The 20,039-nt window shown below is 32.5% G+C and carries 20 protein-coding genes; 11 read left to right on the plus strand and 9 right to left on the minus strand.

Annotation, left to right across the window (positions count from 1 at the left end):
- The first annotated feature begins 20 nt into the window (after positions 1–20).
- On the plus strand, positions 21–1,397 hold the full coding sequence (locus tag B9N79_RS06380) for an ABC transporter substrate-binding protein (protein ID WP_085117990.1): 1,377 nt from the start codon (positions 21–23) through the stop codon (positions 1,395–1,397).
- Between the two features lie 1,431 nt (positions 1,398–2,828).
- Here the strand turns inward: B9N79_RS06380 and B9N79_RS06390 are convergent.
- Complete coding sequence (locus B9N79_RS06390) at positions 2,829–3,059, minus strand: hypothetical protein (protein WP_085117995.1); 231 nt, start codon at positions 3,057–3,059, stop codon at positions 2,829–2,831.
- 478 nt (positions 3,060–3,537) lie between these two features.
- Positions 3,538–4,056 carry a hypothetical protein gene (locus tag B9N79_RS06395; RefSeq protein WP_085117998.1) on the minus strand — a complete coding sequence of 173 codons (519 nt, stop codon included), beginning with the start codon at positions 4,054–4,056 and terminating at the stop codon, positions 3,538–3,540.
- 310 nt (positions 4,057–4,366) lie between these two features.
- Between B9N79_RS06395 and B9N79_RS06400 the strand changes: the two genes are divergently transcribed.
- On the plus strand, positions 4,367–4,729 hold the full coding sequence (locus B9N79_RS06400; protein ID WP_085118000.1) for a DUF4260 family protein: 363 nt from the start codon (positions 4,367–4,369) through the stop codon (positions 4,727–4,729).
- 204 nt (positions 4,730–4,933) lie between these two features.
- The gene (locus B9N79_RS06405; protein WP_085118003.1) at positions 4,934–5,398 is read left to right on the plus strand and encodes a MarR family transcriptional regulator; all 465 of its coding nucleotides are present in this window, start codon (positions 4,934–4,936) and stop codon (positions 5,396–5,398) included.
- A gap of 68 nt (positions 5,399–5,466) precedes the next feature.
- Here the strand turns inward: B9N79_RS06405 and cypX are convergent, their stop codons facing one another.
- Both cypX and B9N79_RS06415 read right to left on the minus strand, forming a co-directional pair.
- Positions 5,467–6,690 (minus strand): pulcherriminic acid synthase, encoded by a 1,224-nt coding sequence (gene cypX, locus B9N79_RS06410; RefSeq protein WP_085118005.1) that lies wholly within the window; start codon positions 6,688–6,690, stop codon positions 5,467–5,469.
- Between the two features lie 33 nt (positions 6,691–6,723).
- A complete protein-coding gene (locus B9N79_RS06415) occupies positions 6,724–7,437 on the minus strand; it encodes a tRNA-dependent cyclodipeptide synthase (protein ID WP_085118007.1) in 714 nt (237 codons plus the stop codon).
- 270 nt (positions 7,438–7,707) lie between these two features.
- On the opposite strand from B9N79_RS06415, the gene B9N79_RS06420 reads away from it, so the two are divergent.
- From B9N79_RS06420 to B9N79_RS06430, 3 genes are all read left to right on the plus strand, one after another.
- On the plus strand, positions 7,708–8,193 hold the full coding sequence (locus B9N79_RS06420) for a MarR family transcriptional regulator (protein WP_040060589.1): 486 nt from the start codon (positions 7,708–7,710) through the stop codon (positions 8,191–8,193).
- A 69-nt stretch (positions 8,194–8,262) separates the two neighbouring features.
- On the plus strand, positions 8,263–9,477 hold the full coding sequence (locus B9N79_RS06425; RefSeq protein ID WP_085118009.1) for an MFS transporter: 1,215 nt from the start codon (positions 8,263–8,265) through the stop codon (positions 9,475–9,477).
- A 124-nt stretch (positions 9,478–9,601) separates the two neighbouring features.
- Complete coding sequence (locus B9N79_RS06430; protein ID WP_040060585.1) at positions 9,602–10,036, plus strand: hypothetical protein; 435 nt, start codon at positions 9,602–9,604, stop codon at positions 10,034–10,036.
- A gap of 169 nt (positions 10,037–10,205) precedes the next feature.
- Here B9N79_RS06430 and B9N79_RS06435 read toward each other — a convergent pair whose 3' ends face one another.
- Entirely contained in the window at positions 10,206–10,640 is a 435-nt protein-coding gene (locus B9N79_RS06435; RefSeq protein WP_085118011.1) for an ArsI/CadI family heavy metal resistance metalloenzyme, read from the minus strand.
- Positions 10,641–10,690: 50 nt separating this feature from the next.
- Positions 10,691–11,002, minus strand: a complete 312-nt coding sequence (locus B9N79_RS06440; protein WP_085118080.1) for an ArsR/SmtB family transcription factor — start codon at positions 11,000–11,002, stop codon at positions 10,691–10,693.
- A gap of 425 nt (positions 11,003–11,427) precedes the next feature.
- On the opposite strand from B9N79_RS06440, the gene B9N79_RS06450 reads away from it, so the two are divergent.
- Genes B9N79_RS06450 through arsC form a run of 3 tightly spaced genes read left to right on the plus strand, consistent with a single transcriptional unit; the run spans position 11,428 to position 13,535 of the window.
- Positions 11,428–11,778, plus strand: coding sequence for an ArsR/SmtB family transcription factor (locus tag B9N79_RS06450; protein ID WP_085118015.1), 351 nt, complete (start codon positions 11,428–11,430; stop codon positions 11,776–11,778).
- 12 nt (positions 11,779–11,790) lie between these two features.
- Positions 11,791–13,089, plus strand: a complete 1,299-nt coding sequence (locus tag B9N79_RS06455) for an arsenic transporter (RefSeq protein ID WP_085118017.1) — start codon at positions 11,791–11,793, stop codon at positions 13,087–13,089.
- Positions 13,090–13,112: 23 nt separating this feature from the next.
- Positions 13,113–13,535: an arsenate reductase (thioredoxin) gene (arsC, locus tag B9N79_RS06460; RefSeq protein ID WP_085118020.1), complete on the plus strand. Its 423-nt coding sequence runs from the start codon at positions 13,113–13,115 to the stop codon at positions 13,533–13,535.
- Between the two features lie 154 nt (positions 13,536–13,689).
- Here the strand turns inward: arsC and B9N79_RS06465 are convergent, their stop codons facing one another.
- From B9N79_RS06465 to B9N79_RS06475, 3 genes are all read right to left on the minus strand, one after another.
- Positions 13,690–14,253, minus strand: coding sequence for a YdhK family protein (locus B9N79_RS06465; protein WP_085118022.1), 564 nt, complete (start codon positions 14,251–14,253; stop codon positions 13,690–13,692).
- A gap of 301 nt (positions 14,254–14,554) precedes the next feature.
- Positions 14,555–15,235 (minus strand): response regulator transcription factor, encoded by a 681-nt coding sequence (locus tag B9N79_RS06470; RefSeq protein WP_085118025.1) that lies wholly within the window; start codon positions 15,233–15,235, stop codon positions 14,555–14,557.
- Between the two features lies 1 nt (position 15,236).
- Positions 15,237–16,613: a sensor histidine kinase gene (locus B9N79_RS06475; RefSeq protein ID WP_085118027.1), complete on the minus strand. Its 1,377-nt coding sequence runs from the start codon at positions 16,611–16,613 to the stop codon at positions 15,237–15,239.
- A 590-nt stretch (positions 16,614–17,203) separates the two neighbouring features.
- On the opposite strand from B9N79_RS06475, the gene B9N79_RS26455 reads away from it, so the two are divergent.
- Both B9N79_RS26455 and B9N79_RS06490 read left to right on the plus strand, forming a co-directional pair.
- Positions 17,204–17,992, plus strand: a complete 789-nt coding sequence (locus B9N79_RS26455; RefSeq protein ID WP_239695476.1) for a hypothetical protein — start codon at positions 17,204–17,206, stop codon at positions 17,990–17,992.
- Between the two features lie 983 nt (positions 17,993–18,975).
- Positions 18,976–19,950: a cation diffusion facilitator family transporter gene (locus B9N79_RS06490; protein WP_046217638.1), complete on the plus strand. Its 975-nt coding sequence runs from the start codon at positions 18,976–18,978 to the stop codon at positions 19,948–19,950.
- The last annotated feature ends 89 nt before the right edge of the window (positions 19,951–20,039 follow it).

The raw sequence follows: 20,039 nt of genomic DNA on the forward strand, positions 1-20,039 counted from the left end.
GGAAAGGAAAGGTGAAAATTATGATGCTTTTGAAAAAAGGTACGGCCGTATTGGCGGCTGGATTTATGGCCATGAGCTTAGCGGCCTGTTCCTCTAATAGTAGCAGTGGAAATGCAAGTGAAAAAAAAGAGGTAGCTCCTGTTGAAAAAGAAGGAGATAAAACGGTTGTTAGGTTTTGGCATGCTATGGGTGGGGATACCCAAAAAGTATTAGATGATATCGTACAAGATTATAATGAATCACAAGATAAGTATGAGATTAAAGCAGAATTTCAAGGCACATATGAAGAATCTTTAACAAAGTTTAGAAGTACAAAAACATCTAAGACTGCTCCTGCTCTTGTCCAATCAAGTGAAATTACAACGAAATATATGATTGACAGTGGGAAGATTACCCCTGTGCAAGAGTGGATGGATAAAGATAATTACGACACATCTCAGCTAGAAGAAGCCATCACCAACTATTACACAGTGGACGATAAAATGTATTCGATGCCTTTTAACTCATCTACACCTGTTTTGATTTATAATAAAGACGCATTCAAAGAAGCTGGATTAGATCCTGAGAAAGCGCCGCGTACATATTCAGAATTACAAAGAGCAGCAAAAGCTTTAACAAAGAAAGAAGGAAATTCCACAAAGCAATACGGATTTTCAATGCTTAACTATGGATGGTTCTTCGAGGAACTTCTCGCAACGCAAGGCGGTCTTTACGTTGATCAAGAAAACGGTCGCGAGGGTACAGCAGAAAAAGCAACATTCCAAGGTAAAGAAGGGGAGCGTATTTTTAATTTATTAAATGATATGAATAAAGAAGGTTCTCTTGGAAACTATGGTACAAACTGGGATGATATTCGAGCAGCCTTTCAGTCAAAGCAGGTTGCGATGTATTTAGATTCTTCAGCGGGCGTACGGAATACTATTGATACAGCAGACTTTAACGTTGGTGTTGCTTATATTCCTCATCCTGATGAAGTAGATCCAGAAGGTGTGATTATTGGAGGAGCATCTCTATGGATGACAAATATGGTAAGTGATGAAACTCAGCAAGGAGCTTGGGATTTTATGAAGTATCTTGCTACAAAAGAAGTACAAGCAAAATGGCATACAGGAACAGGATATTCATCAATCAATCCTGAGGCTTATGAAGAAGAGCTTGTGAAAGAGCAGTATAAAAAATATCCACAGCTTCGAGTAACCGTTGAACAACTTCAATCAACAAAGACATCTCCTGCAACGCAAGGAGCGCTTATTTCAGTATTACCAGAGTCTCGTGAAGCCATTGTAAAAGCTTTAGAATCGATGTATGAAGGAAAAGATCCAAAACAAGCTCTTAAAGAAGCAGCAGAAGCAACCGAAAGAGCAATGAAGCTTTCAAATCGTACAACTCAAAAATAAAGGATAAAGAAGTCGGCCTTATAAAGATCGGCTTCTTTATCCTTTATTTTTAATCAAATACTTCGTCTTGCCATTTTTGATACTGAATCATCTAAAAAGGAGAGGACTAAAGTGGAAATAAGTAAGTTGTCTATATCAGAATTTTTTCAACGAGAAGCAGAGAAAGTGAAAGAATTAAAGATTACAAACGGATTTTGTGCTTAAGGCAAGGTAAAAAGAGTATGGTCGTTCACGCCTTTGCAGTGCTTCATAGTGAATGTGAACTGGTATATTACCAAAATAAGAGGTTTTTTAAAATTTTCTTAGAAGTTAAAGATAATATGCCTCTTAAAAAAACAAAGAAGGGGAGAATAGATTAACCGACGGCCGATTCAAAACCTGTGTTTTGATTTATCTTATTACAAAACTTTTGTTCTATTCTTTTAAACAATATGAAGACAGAAAAAAGAACAGGGTATGATAATGAAGATAATTTTTCCTCTAACAATATATTTGTAAATTATATACATTTATTCCAAGTATATTCTTCTAATCAAGAGCGGCTTTTTTCATTTCCTCTCTTCTCCAACATTTCACTGAAAATGTTCGTTAAAATTTATATGTTTTAGAGAACGTCCGAAATAGATTGTGGACTTAAACAAACATTAAAAAGAAGAAACTTCTTTTAAAACTTATTAGTTTGTAAAAGTAAACTTTTACGGACGTCCTCTTTGCGAACTATAAAGTTATATTTACTTTTTGTGGAGTGGAAAGGTAATTAAAGGATATAACAAGTATGCTTATTCATGATATAAAAAAAGCACTGACTTGTTTACGATAAACAATTTTTTCCAATTGAAAACTTTATTGTTATATTTACATAAACTAGTCCTCTATATTACATATGAAACGAACTAATTCCATTAATTTGTTAGAATGTAAATATAAAGATTTTTATAGAGGGGTTCTGCGCGTGCAAATCAATAGCAAGAAAACAATATATTATCTTAGCTTCATTGCTACTATAATATTTTCGTTTATCCCAAAGATTGGAATTCGAGTTGCTAATGAAGTTTTTCAAACTTATTACTTTGGCTTCCCAACGCAATGGTTAGGATATCATGAAGGTGGCCAATTCAGTTTTCAAGTATTTAATCTATTGTTTAACTTTTTTGTCTTTTACTTCTTGTTTCGTATAGTGATGAAAATTCTGAAGTCCTTAAAAAATCGGTGACTTATCAATTCTGATAATAGCATCTGTAGATACAAAATCAATGTAAATCTTTAAGAACGAATAGAAGAGATAAAAGAAATTATCACTAGATATAATGAAGAAGATTTAGAAGCCTAATAGCAATTAGCAATCCATCTGTAAAAGTATAACTATGAGAAAAGAAAAAGCACAAACCCGTTGGTAATCAATCAGTTTGTGCTTTTTTACTACATTTAACATTAACATGTTTTATCTTTTTCTTTTATATAATTGTTATAAGCTGTTTCCACTTTGTTTGGTTTTGGAGATGTTTTTGAAATACTTTGGCTTATATCTTTCAATAAATATAAAGCTCTAAGCAAGCAGCCTACTATAATACCGAAAGCAATAATTCCTCCAAGTAAAGGACCAAGAAGAAATAAAAGATAACCCACAATGGTTGATAAAATGATACACAATAATAAATACATAGTAATCCTCACTTTAACCTTATAAAAAAGGATTTATTTAGTAATGAATGAGGTGCAAGTATATCGCAAATCGTACCCTTTGAGAAGCCGAAGTAACAAAGTTCCTAGTTTAAAGTAATGTTTTTCATTTACATTCAAAGGAATATTGGCTAGTAATCGGGTTATGTATTTCTAATATGACTTCACCGTCATTTTCATAACATTGTGAGCTAAAGTTTTGTATCTCTTTACTGTTAAAATAATGATCGCAATTGATTAGAATGGAGATTACAAATAATAAGATAAATATAATAACAAATATTTCTTTAAATCTTCTTTGAATAAGGGATTTAATGTTTTATTCTCCTTTACTAATGAGTTTAGTTTTTATTAACTTTTATGTAATATAATACTATAAAAAGAACCTTCTTTCATTTTTAAGCAACTTACTTCTCTCTGAACAGAACTTTAATACATCCACAAGTATAGTATGAAAATCTTAATCAATCTTTGATACCATAATCCCTTCTACATGATCAGTAAGAGAAAATTCTATATTAACTTTTCTCTTTTTATCAAAATACCCGATTATCTTCAAGCCTGTCTCATCTCTCTGATAGTAGCTTTTACCATAATTTTTTATAATCTCTTTTTTAGAAGCGCCCTTTGTTATACCTTTTGTTGCGCTATATTTGTCACTATAGAAGAAATATCTACTGACCTTTCCATCAGAAATTTGTAACTCTATTTCTGGTTTTTCCTTATCCCGTCCATAAATAAGGTTATTAAACATCTTATCCTCTGACTTTTCAATAAAGTCAGGTTTTCCTAATACCTCTTTAACTTTATCTTCTGTTGCATCTAAAGATATACCATTTACTTCTTCCGACAACTCTGTACTTTTTGTATCATCGTAATACTCCATTTTATCTACTGTTCCACAACCAAATAGAATAGCAACTAATAACGATGATAAAATAAGCAAAATGAACTTACCTTTGTAAAAATATTTAAACATTATACGGTCTCCTATAATTATCTTCTCTATATTAGATGATACAACTATTGGAAAAAATGTTCAAATCGGTATTTTTGTAAAATTATAGATTTTAATTACCTCAATAGAAAATATAACTCCTTTTCATATCAAAAATGCTGAACAAAAGTAAAACCCATAAGTCCGTAAAAGTATACTTAAAGGGCAAGAAAAAGCCCAAACTCGTTGTAATTCGATGAGTTTGAGCTTTTATTACTTACTAGAAACTCTATTATGTAAACCAAATAATTAACTAATTGTGTTAAAATAAGGAAAAGTTAGGAGGGCTTATTTGATTAAGAAAACCTTACATCTAGAAGCATTACTATTTTTCTTGATAGTAGTATGGATTTATTTTTATCATTTTCATTTTAGCTTACTTTGGTTTTTAGTCTTGCTTTTAAGTCCAGATTTTGCTGCTTTTGGTTATCTTATTAATAAGAATGTAGGATCTATTACTTATAACCTTTTTCATACATATCTCTTCTCTGTTTTATGTATTATTTTAGGGAACTGGATAGATAACAAATTAATAACTATGCTTGGACTAATTTGGACATCTCATATTGCTATGGACCGAGTAGTAGGCTACGGTTTAAAGAAGAAAAATTCGACAAAAGAAACACACTTACAAATGCTTGAACAAAGAACCTAATTGATATCAATTAGGTTCTTTGTTCCGATAACATGTTATATGTTAACTAGCATTTACATATAATATGTGTTCTTTTATATGGGTAATCAAATCTTGAATTTATTTAATGAATAATTATATTTAGCTTGACAACAATTTTATTAACCAGTAAACTTTATTATATAGTTAACTAGTAAACAATATAATAAAGTTGGGGTGTTTTGAATGGAAGATCTTCATAGAGAAGTAGTTCAAGCCATTGAATGCTTAATAATGACTAGAGAAAAGAAAGTCCAAAATAGACAAGCAATTGCAAACAAGTTAGCTCAAGATGTAAGCAGTGCTGATAACAAGTGGACTATTACTCAATTGCATATTGTTTCTTTAATAAATAGGCACAAGGATGTAAATAATACTTTTCTTGCTAACGAACTTAAAATTTCAAAACCTGCAGTATCTAAGGCAATCCATATTCTTATCCAATATGCCATAGTTATAGCTCATAAAAATGAGGGCAATAATAAGGAAACCTTTTACTCCTTAACTAGTGAGGGAGTAAAATTAGCTACTATTCATGATAAGATGCACGAAATAACGAAGGAAAAATATTTAAAATTGCTTAATAAATTTTCAGATTCTGAATTGAAGATTATTATTAGGTTTTTAGATGAGTGGGCAAAACAGATCTAATATTAAAATTATGGCATGCTAAATTAACATGCCATAATCAAATGTCTTTAGTAAAAACAGAGCCGAATTTATTCTTTAATTGGAGTAAATGTTAGTGGAAGGGAGACAGGGCCACGTGTATAGAGACCATTTTCTTTATAATTAAATCCATCTTCTAGTTTCATATTTTTCAGTTTATCTAAAACAATGTTAGCTACTACTTCAATTTCTGTGCCTGCAAAAGCTGCACCTACACAATTATGGATACCAGAGCCAAAAGCTACATGTCGAGCAATACCTGTAAAAGCTGTTTTAACATCTAAATCTGGACGATGAAGGTTAAAGACATCTGGATTTTCGAATGCTTTAGGATCTCGATTGGCAGCTCCAATCATACAAAATACTGTCGTTCCTTTAGATAAGGTTTTCCCAGCTATAATAGCATCTTGAGATAACTGTCTTGGTATAAGTTGAACTGGAGGCTTAAATCTCAGAGTTTCTGCGATTGCCTGTTTTAATAATGAACGATTCTCCATCACATCTTGCATCTGTAAAGGATTATTTAGTAGATAGTAAATCAATAAGGCTAGTGTCTTGTCTGCAGGTTCTGTAGCTGCTAACAATATATTAAGAATGAGTGCTAAGATATTTGTATCGGACATCTCTACTCCTTCATATTCAGACTGGCACAATATTGAAATAAGATCCGATTTAGGATTCTTTCTACGCTCTTCTATAATTGGATAAAGATAGTTTGCTAATTGCTCACTACAATGTAATGAATGGGCGCGCTCCTCAGGTGATAACTGTATACTAGTGATAAAGTTAGCTACTCCACTATGCCAATCAGCAATAAGTTTATGATCTTTCTTGTCTAGACCTAGCATATCCATTGTGACATACACTGCAAAAGTTTTTCCGAAATCATTAACTAAATCTATTTTACCCCTGCTTAAGTGTGGTGCTAGTAATACTTCTGCATTTTCTTTAATTAAGGGAATTAGTCGTTTAAGTGCATCTCCTATAAAGCTTTTTACTACAATTTTACGCTTAGCCGTATGTTCCTTACCATGCATTTGAGCAAGGACAGGACCTCGCATAACAGGTTCTGCACGTTTTGCTAAGGATTTAGTTGTGAAAATATCTGTGTTCTGCAAGACGTATCTTACGTCTTCATACCTACTAATAAAGTAACTATCAATCTCTTTTTCATAATAAACAGGATGTGAATCCCGAAGCTCCGCAAAATGTTTGTATGGATCTTCATGGAATTGCTTTGATAAAATACTAAATGCTTTAACTGACGTATTCATGTCTACTCCTCCTAAAAGTTTAGGTATATAGATTTATCGAACTTCATCGACAACTATGTATCCTTGATTTTTTTGCATTTTTATAGAAAATTGTTCAGCTTTTATTTGTTCGCCTAATTTCCATGGTTTATGGTACGCAAGTACAGTTTCTTCAATTCCTAAGATATCAGGTGCCCCAATGAAGAATGGGAGCTCAGCTAAAACATATTGAACAGCAGTATTTAACATTTCATCACTAACCGATGAAATATCCATATTTGTTCCAGAAGCTCTTCCTAAAATGGCTGCATGTGACATTTCTAAACAGGCATTACGAAAATTTGGTTGATTTAAAAAGGCATTCTCTATTTCTCTACGCATCTCAGAATATATAGGTTGAGTATTAAAGTCAGAAAAAGTACAAATGGATTCCGGGTTACCACCGTTTGCGGCAAGTGCTCTTTCAGCAAACCGGCGATTACGATTCACTTCTTTTCTAACCTTACGTTCAGCTTTAGTTCTAGGTGTACCTAAAGCTTCCAAGAGATTTGCAGCCTCATTTCCGGCTAAAAGGACCGATACATCCTTGAACTCTTGAGTTCCCCATTCAATTAGTCGATAAATATATTCTTCTGAAAATCTGCTGTTGAAAGGGCTAATCCCAATTAATAAATGCTTTTTTCTGTTGAAAATATTTTCGCAATTTTTCGATAGATGATGGACGTTAAATAGTTTTGTAGCTAATTTCTCTAAAAAGACCTGGGTCATAGCTATTTTCACTCCTATAAATAAACAATTAATGTTTACTAGTAAACAAAACCTATTTTAAATCTATGTATTTGTAAAAGTCAACATTTTTTAAAAAAATTGTAAATTATGAGGTGAATAAAGTCTTACGTATTAGTCTTTATTCACTTCATAATTTATTTAATAATGTTACTTAAACCTATATTTGACATATGGGTAATAAACGGTTAATATTTTATTGTTTACCTGTAAACGATAAAATATTAACTATTGGAAAGGTAAGGAATTTATATGTCTCAATTATCGAAACATTTAATATATGAAAGCTATTTACAATTACTACACCTTAATGAACAAAAGGTTGACACAGTCTCCCAAACATTTTCTCATTATCTTGATGAGCAAGAATTTAATCAATTAGAACTATTGCCTAGTAATATGAGTAGTATCCATGTAATTGAATGTATAGGACATAATGAACCTATTAATAATATAGGAATAGCTACGAAAATGAATTTGTCAAAGGCGAATATTACCAAAATCACCCGTAAATTAACAAAAGATGAGCTAATTAAAAGATTTCAATTGTCTGATAATAAAAAGGAAATCTATTTTAAGCTTACATCGAGAGGAAAACAGGTATTTGCCCTTCATGAAAAATTACATAACAAAAAGAGAGACCAATTCTATGAATTAATAGATAACTTTTCAGATGATAAGCAAAAAGTAATATTAGAGTTCCTTGGAAAAATGATAAATCAGTTAACTGAAGAATAATAAAAACTTAAATTGTAAAAATATGTAATTAATTGTTATTTGAATAAATCTATAAGGTAGGAGATCAACATGAAATATCGGAATCCTAAATCTTCAGTTGTTTTGTATATAGTTTGTGTAAGTGCTTTTTTTGCATCTTTAAATCAAAATATTTATTCACCCATTATTCCTTTAATTAAAGATTCATTTCACGTAACAACAACAATGGTTAACTTAACGGTTTCGTTATTTATCTTTATCACGGCTATTATGCAAATCGTCTATGGTACAATTCTTGACTTAAAAGGAAGCCGTTTTATTCTCTTTCCATGTCTCATACTTACAGTAGTCGCTAGTGTTGGATGTGCGGTTACAAGTAACTTTACTTTATTTCTAATTTTTCGCTCTTTGCAAGCCCTTGGGACAGCAGCTATTCCATTAATTGCTGCTGCAACCATTACAGATCTTTTTGATGGAAATAAACGCGGAAGTGCTATGGGTACTTATCAAACTCTTTTATCCATTGCTCCTGCAGTAGCCCCAATTTTAGGGGGGATAATAGGTGAACAATATAATTATTATGGTGTGTTTTGGATACTAGTAGGTATATCTGTACTTTTACTTATTATTAATATTTTATTCTTTCCTAAAGATCAAAAGAAACAAAAGAAAAATAAGGGTAATACCCTTAAGTTTTACCCCATAATTATTCAAGATAAAATAGGGAGTTTATTATTGTCATTAAGCTTTTTAAACTTTCTAGTCTACTTCTCAATCTTGGTCTATCTGCCTATATTACTAACCGACCATTATCACTTAAATCTAAATGTTGTGGGTTTGCTTTACTTACCTATGACTATAAGTCTTATAGCTGGGAGTTTAATTTTTAAATATGTTCAAAAGAATATTTCTTTAATGAAAGTGTTTACGTTTACTAATCTTATTATCACTCTTAGTATTATCGGTTTTGGAATTACACATAAGGTTTCCTTAGTTCCCATGTCTCTAAGCTTATTAGTCTACGGAATAGGTATTGGAATTTTAACACCTTGTTACGCAACCATATTAACTAATAAATTTGAACAATATAGGGCTAGTGCTATGGGAGTATTTAACTTTGTAAGATATATAGGTATGGCTATAGGCCCTATCTTATCAAGTTTATTACTCGAAGTTTTACAAAGTAAGTTGGTATTTACATTATTCGGTGTTTCATTTGGTATTATAAGTTTTTTTGCGTACTTATTGGTCCATAGAACAGAAAACGCAAGTAAAAGAAATTCTACCAATAAACCTTCTTTTTAAGGAGATATAGTTATTATATAGAATACACGATTCAGCATTATAGAAATTATATTTCTAGTAACGACAATTCCACTTTTATACAAATGGAATACAGAAGAAAAAGCAAGGAGTTGAGGAATAAAAAATGGAAAAACTATATAAATGTATTGAATATGGAGACTTTAATGGAGCTCTTGAAATAGTTCAAAACTCTAGAATTAAAGATGTAGAAGAAACTCTAATAAAAGCCATGTTTGAAACAAGAAGTATGATTCCTTATACAATAGTCTGTCATCTTATTTCTCATAATGAAAACGCATCTTTACACCACATGGCTTCTGTAATGTTATCTCAGCCTTTATGCATTATACCAGGATCCTATCAATGTTCACTTTTCCATCTTAAACAAGCAATGAGATTGGATCCTTATAATATTGATTTAAAAGAATACTTTTTATTTTTTTATGGTAATCCAGATAAACTTATTACTATAGAAGAAGCTATTGATATGGCTAATTTTATACTTTCTGTTGACTCTAATAACCAAACAGCATTAAGATTCTTATCAGAAGCAATTTAAAAATAAAAAAGCATGAATTTGTTATTTCTCAACAAATTCATGCTTTTTTTACTTCCTGTAAACTGTGTTATGTTAACTGGAAAATTACATATTATAAAGTAAAACAGAGCTTCCAAACCAAGGAGGCTCTGCTTTTTTAAAGATGTTGTTCTTTCTTAGTAAGAATCCATTAACAACATGAGTTGTTAGAAGGTGCTGTTTGATTAGATTCCGAAGGGTTTTCAATTTTGTGTACTTCACTGTCTGATTTAGTATAGAAAAACTCCCATTCGTTTCCGTCAGGATCAGTTACCCAGAATTTATCTTGAACAGCATAACAGCACGTCGTATCCATTTCCTCCCGAGCAAAGAAGCCTTCTTTCTCTAGTCGTGTTTTATGTGATTCAATTTCTTTCTGTGTTTCCACTTGAAAACCAAAATGATTAACTTGATTTCCTTCAACTTTGTCACGCACATTTAAGGTAAAATTCAATCCTGGTTCATCCAATAAGAATTTAGCATAGTCATCTTTCACCTTCACAGGCTCTGTCCCAAAAACTTTTTGATAAAACTCGATAGACGATTCTAAATTAGTAACATTAATTCCTACATGTACATATTTCACTTTTTATTCCTCCTGTTAAATCAAATTTTTTTGATGTATTAATTAAAAAATTAAGAGCATGAACAGCTATCTGTATTTTCTTTTCTAAAAAGACAGCAAAGCTCTTCGGATAATACATGATTGACTTCTTTATCATTTAAATCATAGTAACTCCATGTTCCCTTCGTTTCTTTTGTGATAAGGTTGGCATCTAATAAGATCTTCAAATGATAAGAGAGTTTGGATTGTGCCATCTCAAAATGTTCCGTTAAATCACATACACAGGTCTGGCCTCGTTGGCAAAGTTCATACATAATCTCTAGTCTCTTTTGATCGGCAAGTGCCTTAAATTTTTTTTCATATTGTTCAAAGGTTTTTTTCATATCCTTTACTGTCTCCAATATCATCCCTCTTTATCAACTTTTTTTGATTTAATAATTAAAACTTTGATAGGCTTTTTCAAAGTTTCTGTAGGTAATCGGACCTCTAGACATAGGATTTTGATTAAAGAAACGATGAAAGATGAAATGTTTAGCTTCTTCTTTTTTCATTTGTTGCGTATTCATAATGAGTTGAAAATAAGATTGAAAATACGCTATGGATAAGTTTCCCGAGTTATTAACGATCATCTTATAGACCTCACTTCCTATTAATCAAATTTTCTTGATGAATCTATAGTATCTGAAAAATTAACCAAAAGCAAACATTAAATCAAGAAAATTTGATGAAATAAAAAAAGGAGATTTCAGCTTGAATATATAAGCGTATAATTATATAATGATTTTGTTATCAGAAAGGGGTGTACATTATGAGCGTAAAAACCACTATCGACATGGAGAATGCTGCTCAAATCCTAAAGTTATTATCAGACAAGAGAAGACTGTCAATGATGAGATTATTGCAGCACCATGAATGTTGTGTATGTGAATTAGTCGAAATCTATGGAACAAGTCAGCCAGCCATTAGCCAGCATTTACGAAAACTCCGAGATTCTGGGGTTGTAAAGGAAAGAAGAAAAGGTCAATGGATCTTTTACTCGATTAACAAGGAAAGTGAATATTATGAGTTTGTTTCTGTAATACTTGATAGATTACCAAGTCAAGATCAGAAGTTAACGGATTTAGAAAATCAAGGGTTGCGCATTAATTGTTGTGAATAGGAGGTGTAAATATTGATATCGGTTTTATTAGCATCATTGATATTCCTCCTCACATTAGTTTTGGTCATTTGGCAACCTAAAAATCTATCCATTGGTTGGTCGGCCTGTGGAGGAGCTGTTTTAGCTTTACTTGTAGGCGTTGTTGATTTTCACGACGTTGTAGATGTAACGGGAATCGTATGGAATGCTACTTTAACGTTTATTGCTGTTATTATTATTTCTTTAATTTTAGATGAAATTGGATTCTTTGAATGGGCAGCCTTACATATGGCGAGAGCTGCTGGTGGTAATGGTGTTCGAATGTTTGTTTATGTTTCTCTTCTTGGAGCTGTAGTGGCTGCATTATTTGCAAACGACGGAGCAGCATTGATTCTAACACCCATTGTATTAGCTATGGTACGAGCATTAAAATTTGAAGATCATATGGTCTTTCCTTTTATTATTGCAAGTGGGTTTATTGCTGATACCACGTCATTACCCCTTGTTGTCAGTAACTTAGTCAATATTGTATCAGCTGACTTCTTCGGGATTAGTTTCTCTGAGTTTGCTTCACGCATGATTGTACCGGATTTATTTGCTCTGTTCGCTAGCATCATCGTGTTGTACCTCTACTTCCGTCGAAATATACCAAAGACGTACAACGTAGCTGATTTACAAAAACCACGTGAGGCCATCAAAGATGAGAAGATGTTCCGACTATCTGGAATTGTGCTTGTGGTTTTAGTACTAGGCTACTTTATTGGAGAATTCTTTAATATACCGGTTTCTATCATTGCTGGCATTATTTCTATCTTGTTCTTACTAATGGCTAGAAGAAGCTCAGCTGTGCAAACGAAAAAGGTATTGCAGGGTGCTCCATGGGCTATCGTTTTCTTCTCGATAGGTATGTATGTAGTTGTCTATGGACTACGAAATGTTGGTTTAACAGAAGTATTAGCGAGTGTGATTCAAGCAACGGCTGATCAGGGATTGTTTGCAGCTACGATGGGTATGGGATTCATTGCAGCTATCCTATCATCTATTATGAATAACATGCCAACGGTCATGATTGACGCCTTGGCTATTGATGCTACTTCTGCAACAGGGACCATTAAAGAAGCCTTAATTTATGCGAATGTAATCGGTTCGGATTTAGGGCCGAAAATTACGCCAATTGGTTCTCTAGCAACCCTTTTATGGCTTCATGTTCTTTCTACAAAAGGAGTTAAGATTTCTTGGGGAACCTACTTTAAAACGGGCATCATCTTAACCATCCCAACATTGTTTATTACACTCGTTGGTTTATATATTTGGTTACTTATTATTTCATAACACATCAAAAGGAGATTTAACACATGTCTAAAAAAACACTTTATTTCTTATGTACAGGAAACTCTTGTCGTAGCCAAATGGCAGAAGGTTGGGCAAAGAAATATTTAGATTCTAATGAATGGAATGTATACAGCGCTGGCATTGAAGCACATGGTCTTAACCCAAATGCGGTTAAAGCAATGAAAGAAGCAGATGTTGATATTTCAAACCAAACCTCTGATATTATTGATCCTGAAATCCTAAATAACGCAGATTTAGTAGTGACTCTATGTGGAGATGCAGCTGATAAATGTCCAATGACACCTCCTCATGTAAAACGTGAGCACTGGGGATTTGATGATCCAGCAAAAGCAGAAGGAACAGATGAAGAGAAATGGGCCTTCTTCCAACGTGTACGTGATGAAATTGCAGAACGTATTCAACGTTTTGCAGAAACAGGTAAATAATTAAGAAAAAGCAGCCTAGGTGTTAACGGGCTGCTTTTTTACTTCCTCTAACAAATTTTATGTAAACTAACTTTGGATACAATTAGAATATATACAATAATTAAAACGAGCATGCTTAAGAAACGAGCATGCTCCTTCAACTTACTAAAATTATTTACTTAGCTGAAAGCTCACTCTCAGTAATCCATTTATGATTGGTTACCTTTTCTCCACCTGTAGTTGGGGTATAATCTACTACATAAACAATAGTTTGTTCAGATGAATCAATGGTGGCCTTTGCCCCCTTCATACCTTCCATATGATCTGCTTGTAGAGTAACTTCAGTGCCTGGTTTTAAGGTCTTATCGCCAGCATCCTTAATTTCCCCTTGAACCACCCATTTATGATTTGTAACCTTCTCTCCACCAGTTGTCGGAGTATAAGAAACTGTATAAACTGTGGTATCATAAGCGCCTACAATTGTCGCTTTTGCCCCTTTCATATCTTTCATATGGTCTGCTTGAATAATGGCTTCACTTCCTACTTTATATTTCGGATTCTTAGCTTCTTTTAATCCTTCAGGAAGATTATCTGAACCGGAATGATTCATTTCCGAATGGTCCATCTCGGAGTGATTTGATTCTTTCTTAGTATCTGTCTCATTTCCATTAGAATTATTTGCGCATCCACTTAGTCCTATAATAGTGGCTACGCCAAGAATAAAAAGTTGCTTTTTCATTTTCATCCCTCTTCCCAGTTAACAAAATTTGCTTGTGAAAAACATAAAAATATACAATAGTAGATGGAATACCAAAATTAGAATTTATAGACTCTTTTTAGCCAATTTCTACTTTGTTATATTGCACTAATTACTTAAATTAGTAACAAATTACATGCCCCTTTTGGAAATCAATTTTTCACCTATATGTGTAGGATAAATAATACTTATGCAGATTTTGTGCAGTTTTTATGAATTTTATGATGGATTGTTTTTAGTTATTATCCTTCGGTTGGAGATAACCATTGAATAACAACTGGTTCTATTTGTTGTCAACCCATTTGTAGCCTAGTCCCCATACAGTTTGAAGATGCTCATCTACAGGAAATTCTGCTCTCCGTAGTTTATCTCTTACATTACGGACATGAGAATCAATAGTACGACCTTCAATTTCGGTATCGTATCCCCATACTAATGTTAGTAAATCTTCCCGACTAAATACCCGATTTGGATATTGCAACAGTAATCCTACTAATTCAAATTCTTTTGGAGTAACTTGTATGCTTGCATTTTTATATTTTAATAGGTGATGCTCTCGACTCCATAATAATCCTTTGTAGTTAATTTCCTCATTTTCAGTTGAAGCTCTTCTTAGCACTGCTCGAATACGAGCAATTAATTCTCCCTCACTAAAAGGTTTGACAATATAATCATCAGCCCCCATATTCAAACCCTTTATTATATCAACGGTTTGATCACGTGCAGTTAGCATGATTATGGGAACTTTAGAACTATTCCTAATCTCTCGACATATCTCCCATCCGTCTTTTTCAGGCATCATAATATCTAGCAGCATTAAATCAGCTTTATTTCCTTCTTCTATATAATTTAATGCTTCCGTTCCAGAATCAAACTTGATACAAGTAAAACCATTTGGAGTAAGATACAGTTCAAGTAAATCTAACATTCTTAATTCATCATCAACTAACAAAATAATGGGCATCTTAAACATCCTTTCTTAATGAGATTTCAACGGTTGTTCCTTTTCCTACTCCACTTTTGATTGCTACTTCTCCTTCATGTGCTTCCACAATTTCTTTTACAATCGACAGTCCTAAACCATACCCTCCACTCTTTCTGGACCGAGATTTCTCCACTCTATACAATTTATCAAAGACATAAGGGAGATCTGTTGATGGGATTCCTATTCCTTGATCCCTTAAAGTTATTGTCACCTTTGTAGGAAGTTCTCTCGCTCGTACAGAAATCTGCGTACCACTTTCAGAATACTTTAATGCATTATCTAATAGGTTAAGAATGACTTGTTGGAATCTTACAGGGTCAATATATAATTCGATTGCTTGAGGGCAATCAAATTGTAGTTGTATATCCTTTTCTTTTAGAGCTAAATCAAAATGTTGAATGATATTATGTAAATAGGGATATAATTTCACATTTTGTTTCTGAATTAAAAATGTGTGTTGATCAAGTCTGGCAAGTTGAAATAAATCTTTAACCAATTGGGATAACCTTTGAGCTTCTTCTTGAATGATAGTAAGGTGGTTATTTCGTTCCTCTTCACTGTTAAATGACCGTTTCGCTACATCAGCATACCCTTTTAAATACATAAGAGGTGTTTGGAGTTCATGGGAGATACTGCTCAAAAATTCATTACGTTCTTGTTTTAAACGATGTAGTTCATTAGAAAGTGTCTGAATAGAGGTTCCTAACTGTCCTAATTCGTCTCTTGAATGCGCACCTAGTTTTACAGAAAAATCCCCTTGACTAAGCTTTTGAGTGGCCTGTTTCATTCTGATGAGGGGGAGAGTTATAAATTTAGAAAGTGCAAAAACAGTGATAATTGAAAACAACACGGAAATGATTCCAACTATATAAAAATGATGTTGAAGCCTAGAAATCATATCTTGTATGTCTTTCGTATTTTTAAACATATATACCGTTCCGACATTTTTATCCTTTATTTTAATTGGAGATGCAGTGGCAATATAAGATTTCTCCTTCTGATATTCTTGGATAATTTCTCCTCTGTATCTAAAAGAATGACCTTTCCATTGTTCTACCGTTTTTCTAGCTCCTTTAACCAAGGGATGAGAGGACCCTATAACTTTTCCAGTTTTATCTGTAATAATGACATCTGTTTCCGCCTCTGATTCCATCAAAGCAACGTGACTTAGCGTAGGTGAATCATGGTGTTTCTCTAATACTTCACGATGGCTGTTTCCCCTTAGTCTTAAACTCTCTAATTCCTCTGAAATTCTGGTGTCTGCCAACCCAGTATACAAATAAAAAAATAAACCAATTTCGATTAATAAAATAAAGGCTAAGAATAATAAGCCAAGTTTTATTGAGATTCTATTCATGTTTTCACATCCTCCAACCTAGCCTTCGATAAATTTTAGAAAAAATATGTGAAGAAAATGTGCAGATTAGATATTAATCCTACACTATTTCTAGACAACTTTCACAACGTATAAATTTATAATAGTAACCATGTTAGATAAATTTTAATGTTAAGAGCCCTTCAATAAAGAAGGGCTTCTTTTTATTTGATTTCCGATAATCAACATTATGTAAATTGTAACCTTTTTGTAACAATAATGGAAAATACATTAGTATAATGGATATAGGAAACAAAAAAGAGAGTTAATGTAAAATATGGTTTTAAATATCGTTGATAAAACATTATTTACATTTATTGCAATGCTGATTTGATTATCTAAACTGTATGTTAGCTCTAAAATACCTGGTGATAATATTGTGACTCTAGGAGTAAATATATAGGTCACCTACTATCAATATATAATTTTTGAAAATCAAAAGTTGTATATTAATAGTAAATTTTATCGGTTACCTATAGAGGAAGGAGAAAAAGGAAGGATTAAAAAAAGTAACACCTAGTAGTACTTTTTAGACTAAGTTAATATCAGAATACTTGTGTAGGGGGATTACTTTGATTAAGAAATCATTACTAAAGAAAGTCACTTTGGTGACTGCATTAACATTAACATTGGGTTCTTTATCTTCTTTAGGTAATTTAGCAGATAAAGATGTATTAGCAGAAGGGGTTTCAACAGATGGCATTGAGCTAAATAAAAATGTTTTATCTGATGACTTCGACCTTGAAGAATCAGTAGAAAATATGCCCTCATTAGACCAAATGACTTCAGAGGAAAAGGAATTATTCAATTCAATTGTACAAGAACAGGTTTCCTTAGCTGGATTAGAAAATAAAAAAGAAGAGGGATTATTTACTGAAGCTATGGTGGACTTCTTTGACAAGAGTTCTGATACATATAATGACTTTGACTTAGCACAATCTGAGTTAGAAGAACAGTTTGAAGAAAGTAATACTGGAGATTTTAATAACGAGGAAGATCAGGTTGCTGTAAATGAAATTTTAAATCAAACATTTGGAGTGGGAAAAGCAGATGCTGCTCAAGTTAAAGTTGGTGTAAAATTTGCTGGTGCTGTATTTAATACAGCAATTGGTTTTGCTATAGGTGGTGGAGCCGGAGCTATTCAAGCTTTCATTGTAAAAAAAGGGAAAAAAGAGGCCCAAAAATTATTTACACGAACTGTAGTCAGTCGCTTGAAAGCATGGGGTGCACCAAAATTAGCTGCAGCTGTAGGTACTAGTGTTACTATTGCTTTAAACTATGCAGATGTTGGCACTCAAATTGCTAAACAACTTGATAAAAGAGATAAGAGACCTAATAATGGGTGGATAGATCTTTATTAAATTTATTTAAGGGATGATAGATTGATAATGAGAAAACTAAGTAAATATGTGGTTCTATTTCTATGGGTAGTATTGTTTTTATATTTTTACAACATGTTCATGCCAAAAGGTGTCCTTTATTTTGTGGTAGGAATACCAGTCCTTTTCTTCAGTTCAATCCTTATTTTAAAAATCTTTGGCAAATCAAAAGATGTGAGGAATTAGTGGAATAAGCAATAAGGAAATTTTAGGATTTAGATGAGTTAGGCTGTCGATTTTATCGACAGCCATTTTTTTATAAATAATGTTTTATAAATATGTATGATTTATTAGATTTAGAAAAGGATCTCCATTATATCTTGACGATTAAAATTACGTCCATAAAAAAATATATAAATGAAAAGAAAAAGCACAAACTCGTTGTTATTGAACTTGTTTGTGTTTTTTTACTTCTTAGAAGATCTATTATGTTAACTAAGAATGTATATGATACAGTTTAAAGGCAGAAAAACAACCAATGAGAAGAGATTGTTTTTCTGCCTTTAACAAAGATTTATGTTGGATACCTCACAGTATCTTTAGTAGTTTATTCAAACTATGGGATGCTATCCATTTTATTTTTGACCTACAGCTTTTGAGTTCAAATTAGATCCCAAGTTCGATAAGGAGTAGCGCCAACTTTTTATCATGTTTCCCACGTTAAGATTGAAATCTTTGATAAATAAGGAAACTTCCTAAAACGATCATTTTAGGGAATTTGTGATAAGATTCCTCTGATAATCCAAAATATATATATTTCTGTTCTTTCAACCTATCCTTAAATCAAATACCCTTTCTACATGGGGATTTACCTTAAAGGGAAATCTTAAAATTTTACTACTATAAAATATCTTAGCGTGGGGTTTACGTCAAAATGTCGGTGGAACCCCAAGTAGATTTTTAATGAAAATTCACTTTTGTAGCACACTAATATTATGAGAAAAAGGGAAGAAGGTGATGATGTGATGAAAGAATTATTTTTACTATTAAAAAAAGGAAGCAAATCCGCCCTTTTAGCTTCTATTGTTAATGCAGTAATTTCAATCATAAAAGGTATTGCATATGTAATGACGGGGAATGTAGCGATGTTTGCCGAAACAATGCATAGCTTGGGGGATATGGCAAACCAATTTTTCGTTTTTATTGGTTCTGCGCTGAGTAAAAAAGCACCAACAAAACGTTTTCCAAATGGATTTGGTAGGTTAGTAAATTTAGTATTGTTAGGTGCAGTATTAGTCGTTGGGGTTATGGCATATGAAACAATTATTGAGGGGTACCATCATATCTTACATCCAGTAGAATCTAAAGGGTTTATGATTAATGTTATTGTGTTATCCATTGCTGTAATCTTGGAAGCCTTTGTTTTATTCAAAGCAATGAAAGAAACGTTACATGATGTAGGCATTCATGCACAAGGGTTGGAAATTATCACGAAAAGTCTTGCTAACGTTAATAAAGCTAAGCCAGCAACAAAGCTTGTTTTTCTGGAAGATTCCGTAGCAACTGGTGGTGGTTTATTAGCCTTAATAGCTGTAGTGATTTCTGAATTCACTTTATTTCATCAGGCAGAAGGAATCGCTTCTATTATAATAGGACTTTTAATGTTCTTTGTTGTTGGTAAAATTTTTCTCGATAATGCAGCAGGTGTTTTGGGTGAAGCAGATGAAATTATGCAAGATAAAATTGGAAGCCTTGTTTTGGAAGATCCAGATGTCAAAGATATACCTGAAATTACTGTTTTAAAAGAGGGAGACGAATTCCACGTTGAAATTAAAATTGAAGTTGATCCAAAGATATCTTTAGCAACTGCAGATGACATTAAAGATCGGTTAGAGGAAAAAATAATAAAAGAAAAAGGAGTTACAGATGTCATTGTTGAGTTTGATGAAGATGACAATTTTAGCTCTTGGGATAACAGAAAAAAAAGTAAGGATGATTAAGAAAGAAAATTTAAAATTCAAGTCATATCCATCACTTTCTTTTAATTACCCAGTAATGTTATAAAAAAAGAGCATAAATAGATTCGCAA

The sequence above is a fragment of the Priestia filamentosa genome (genome assembly GCF_900177535.1).
In the GTDB taxonomy this organism is placed as follows: Bacteria; Bacillota; Bacilli; order Bacillales; family Bacillaceae_H; genus Bacillus_I; species Bacillus_I filamentosa.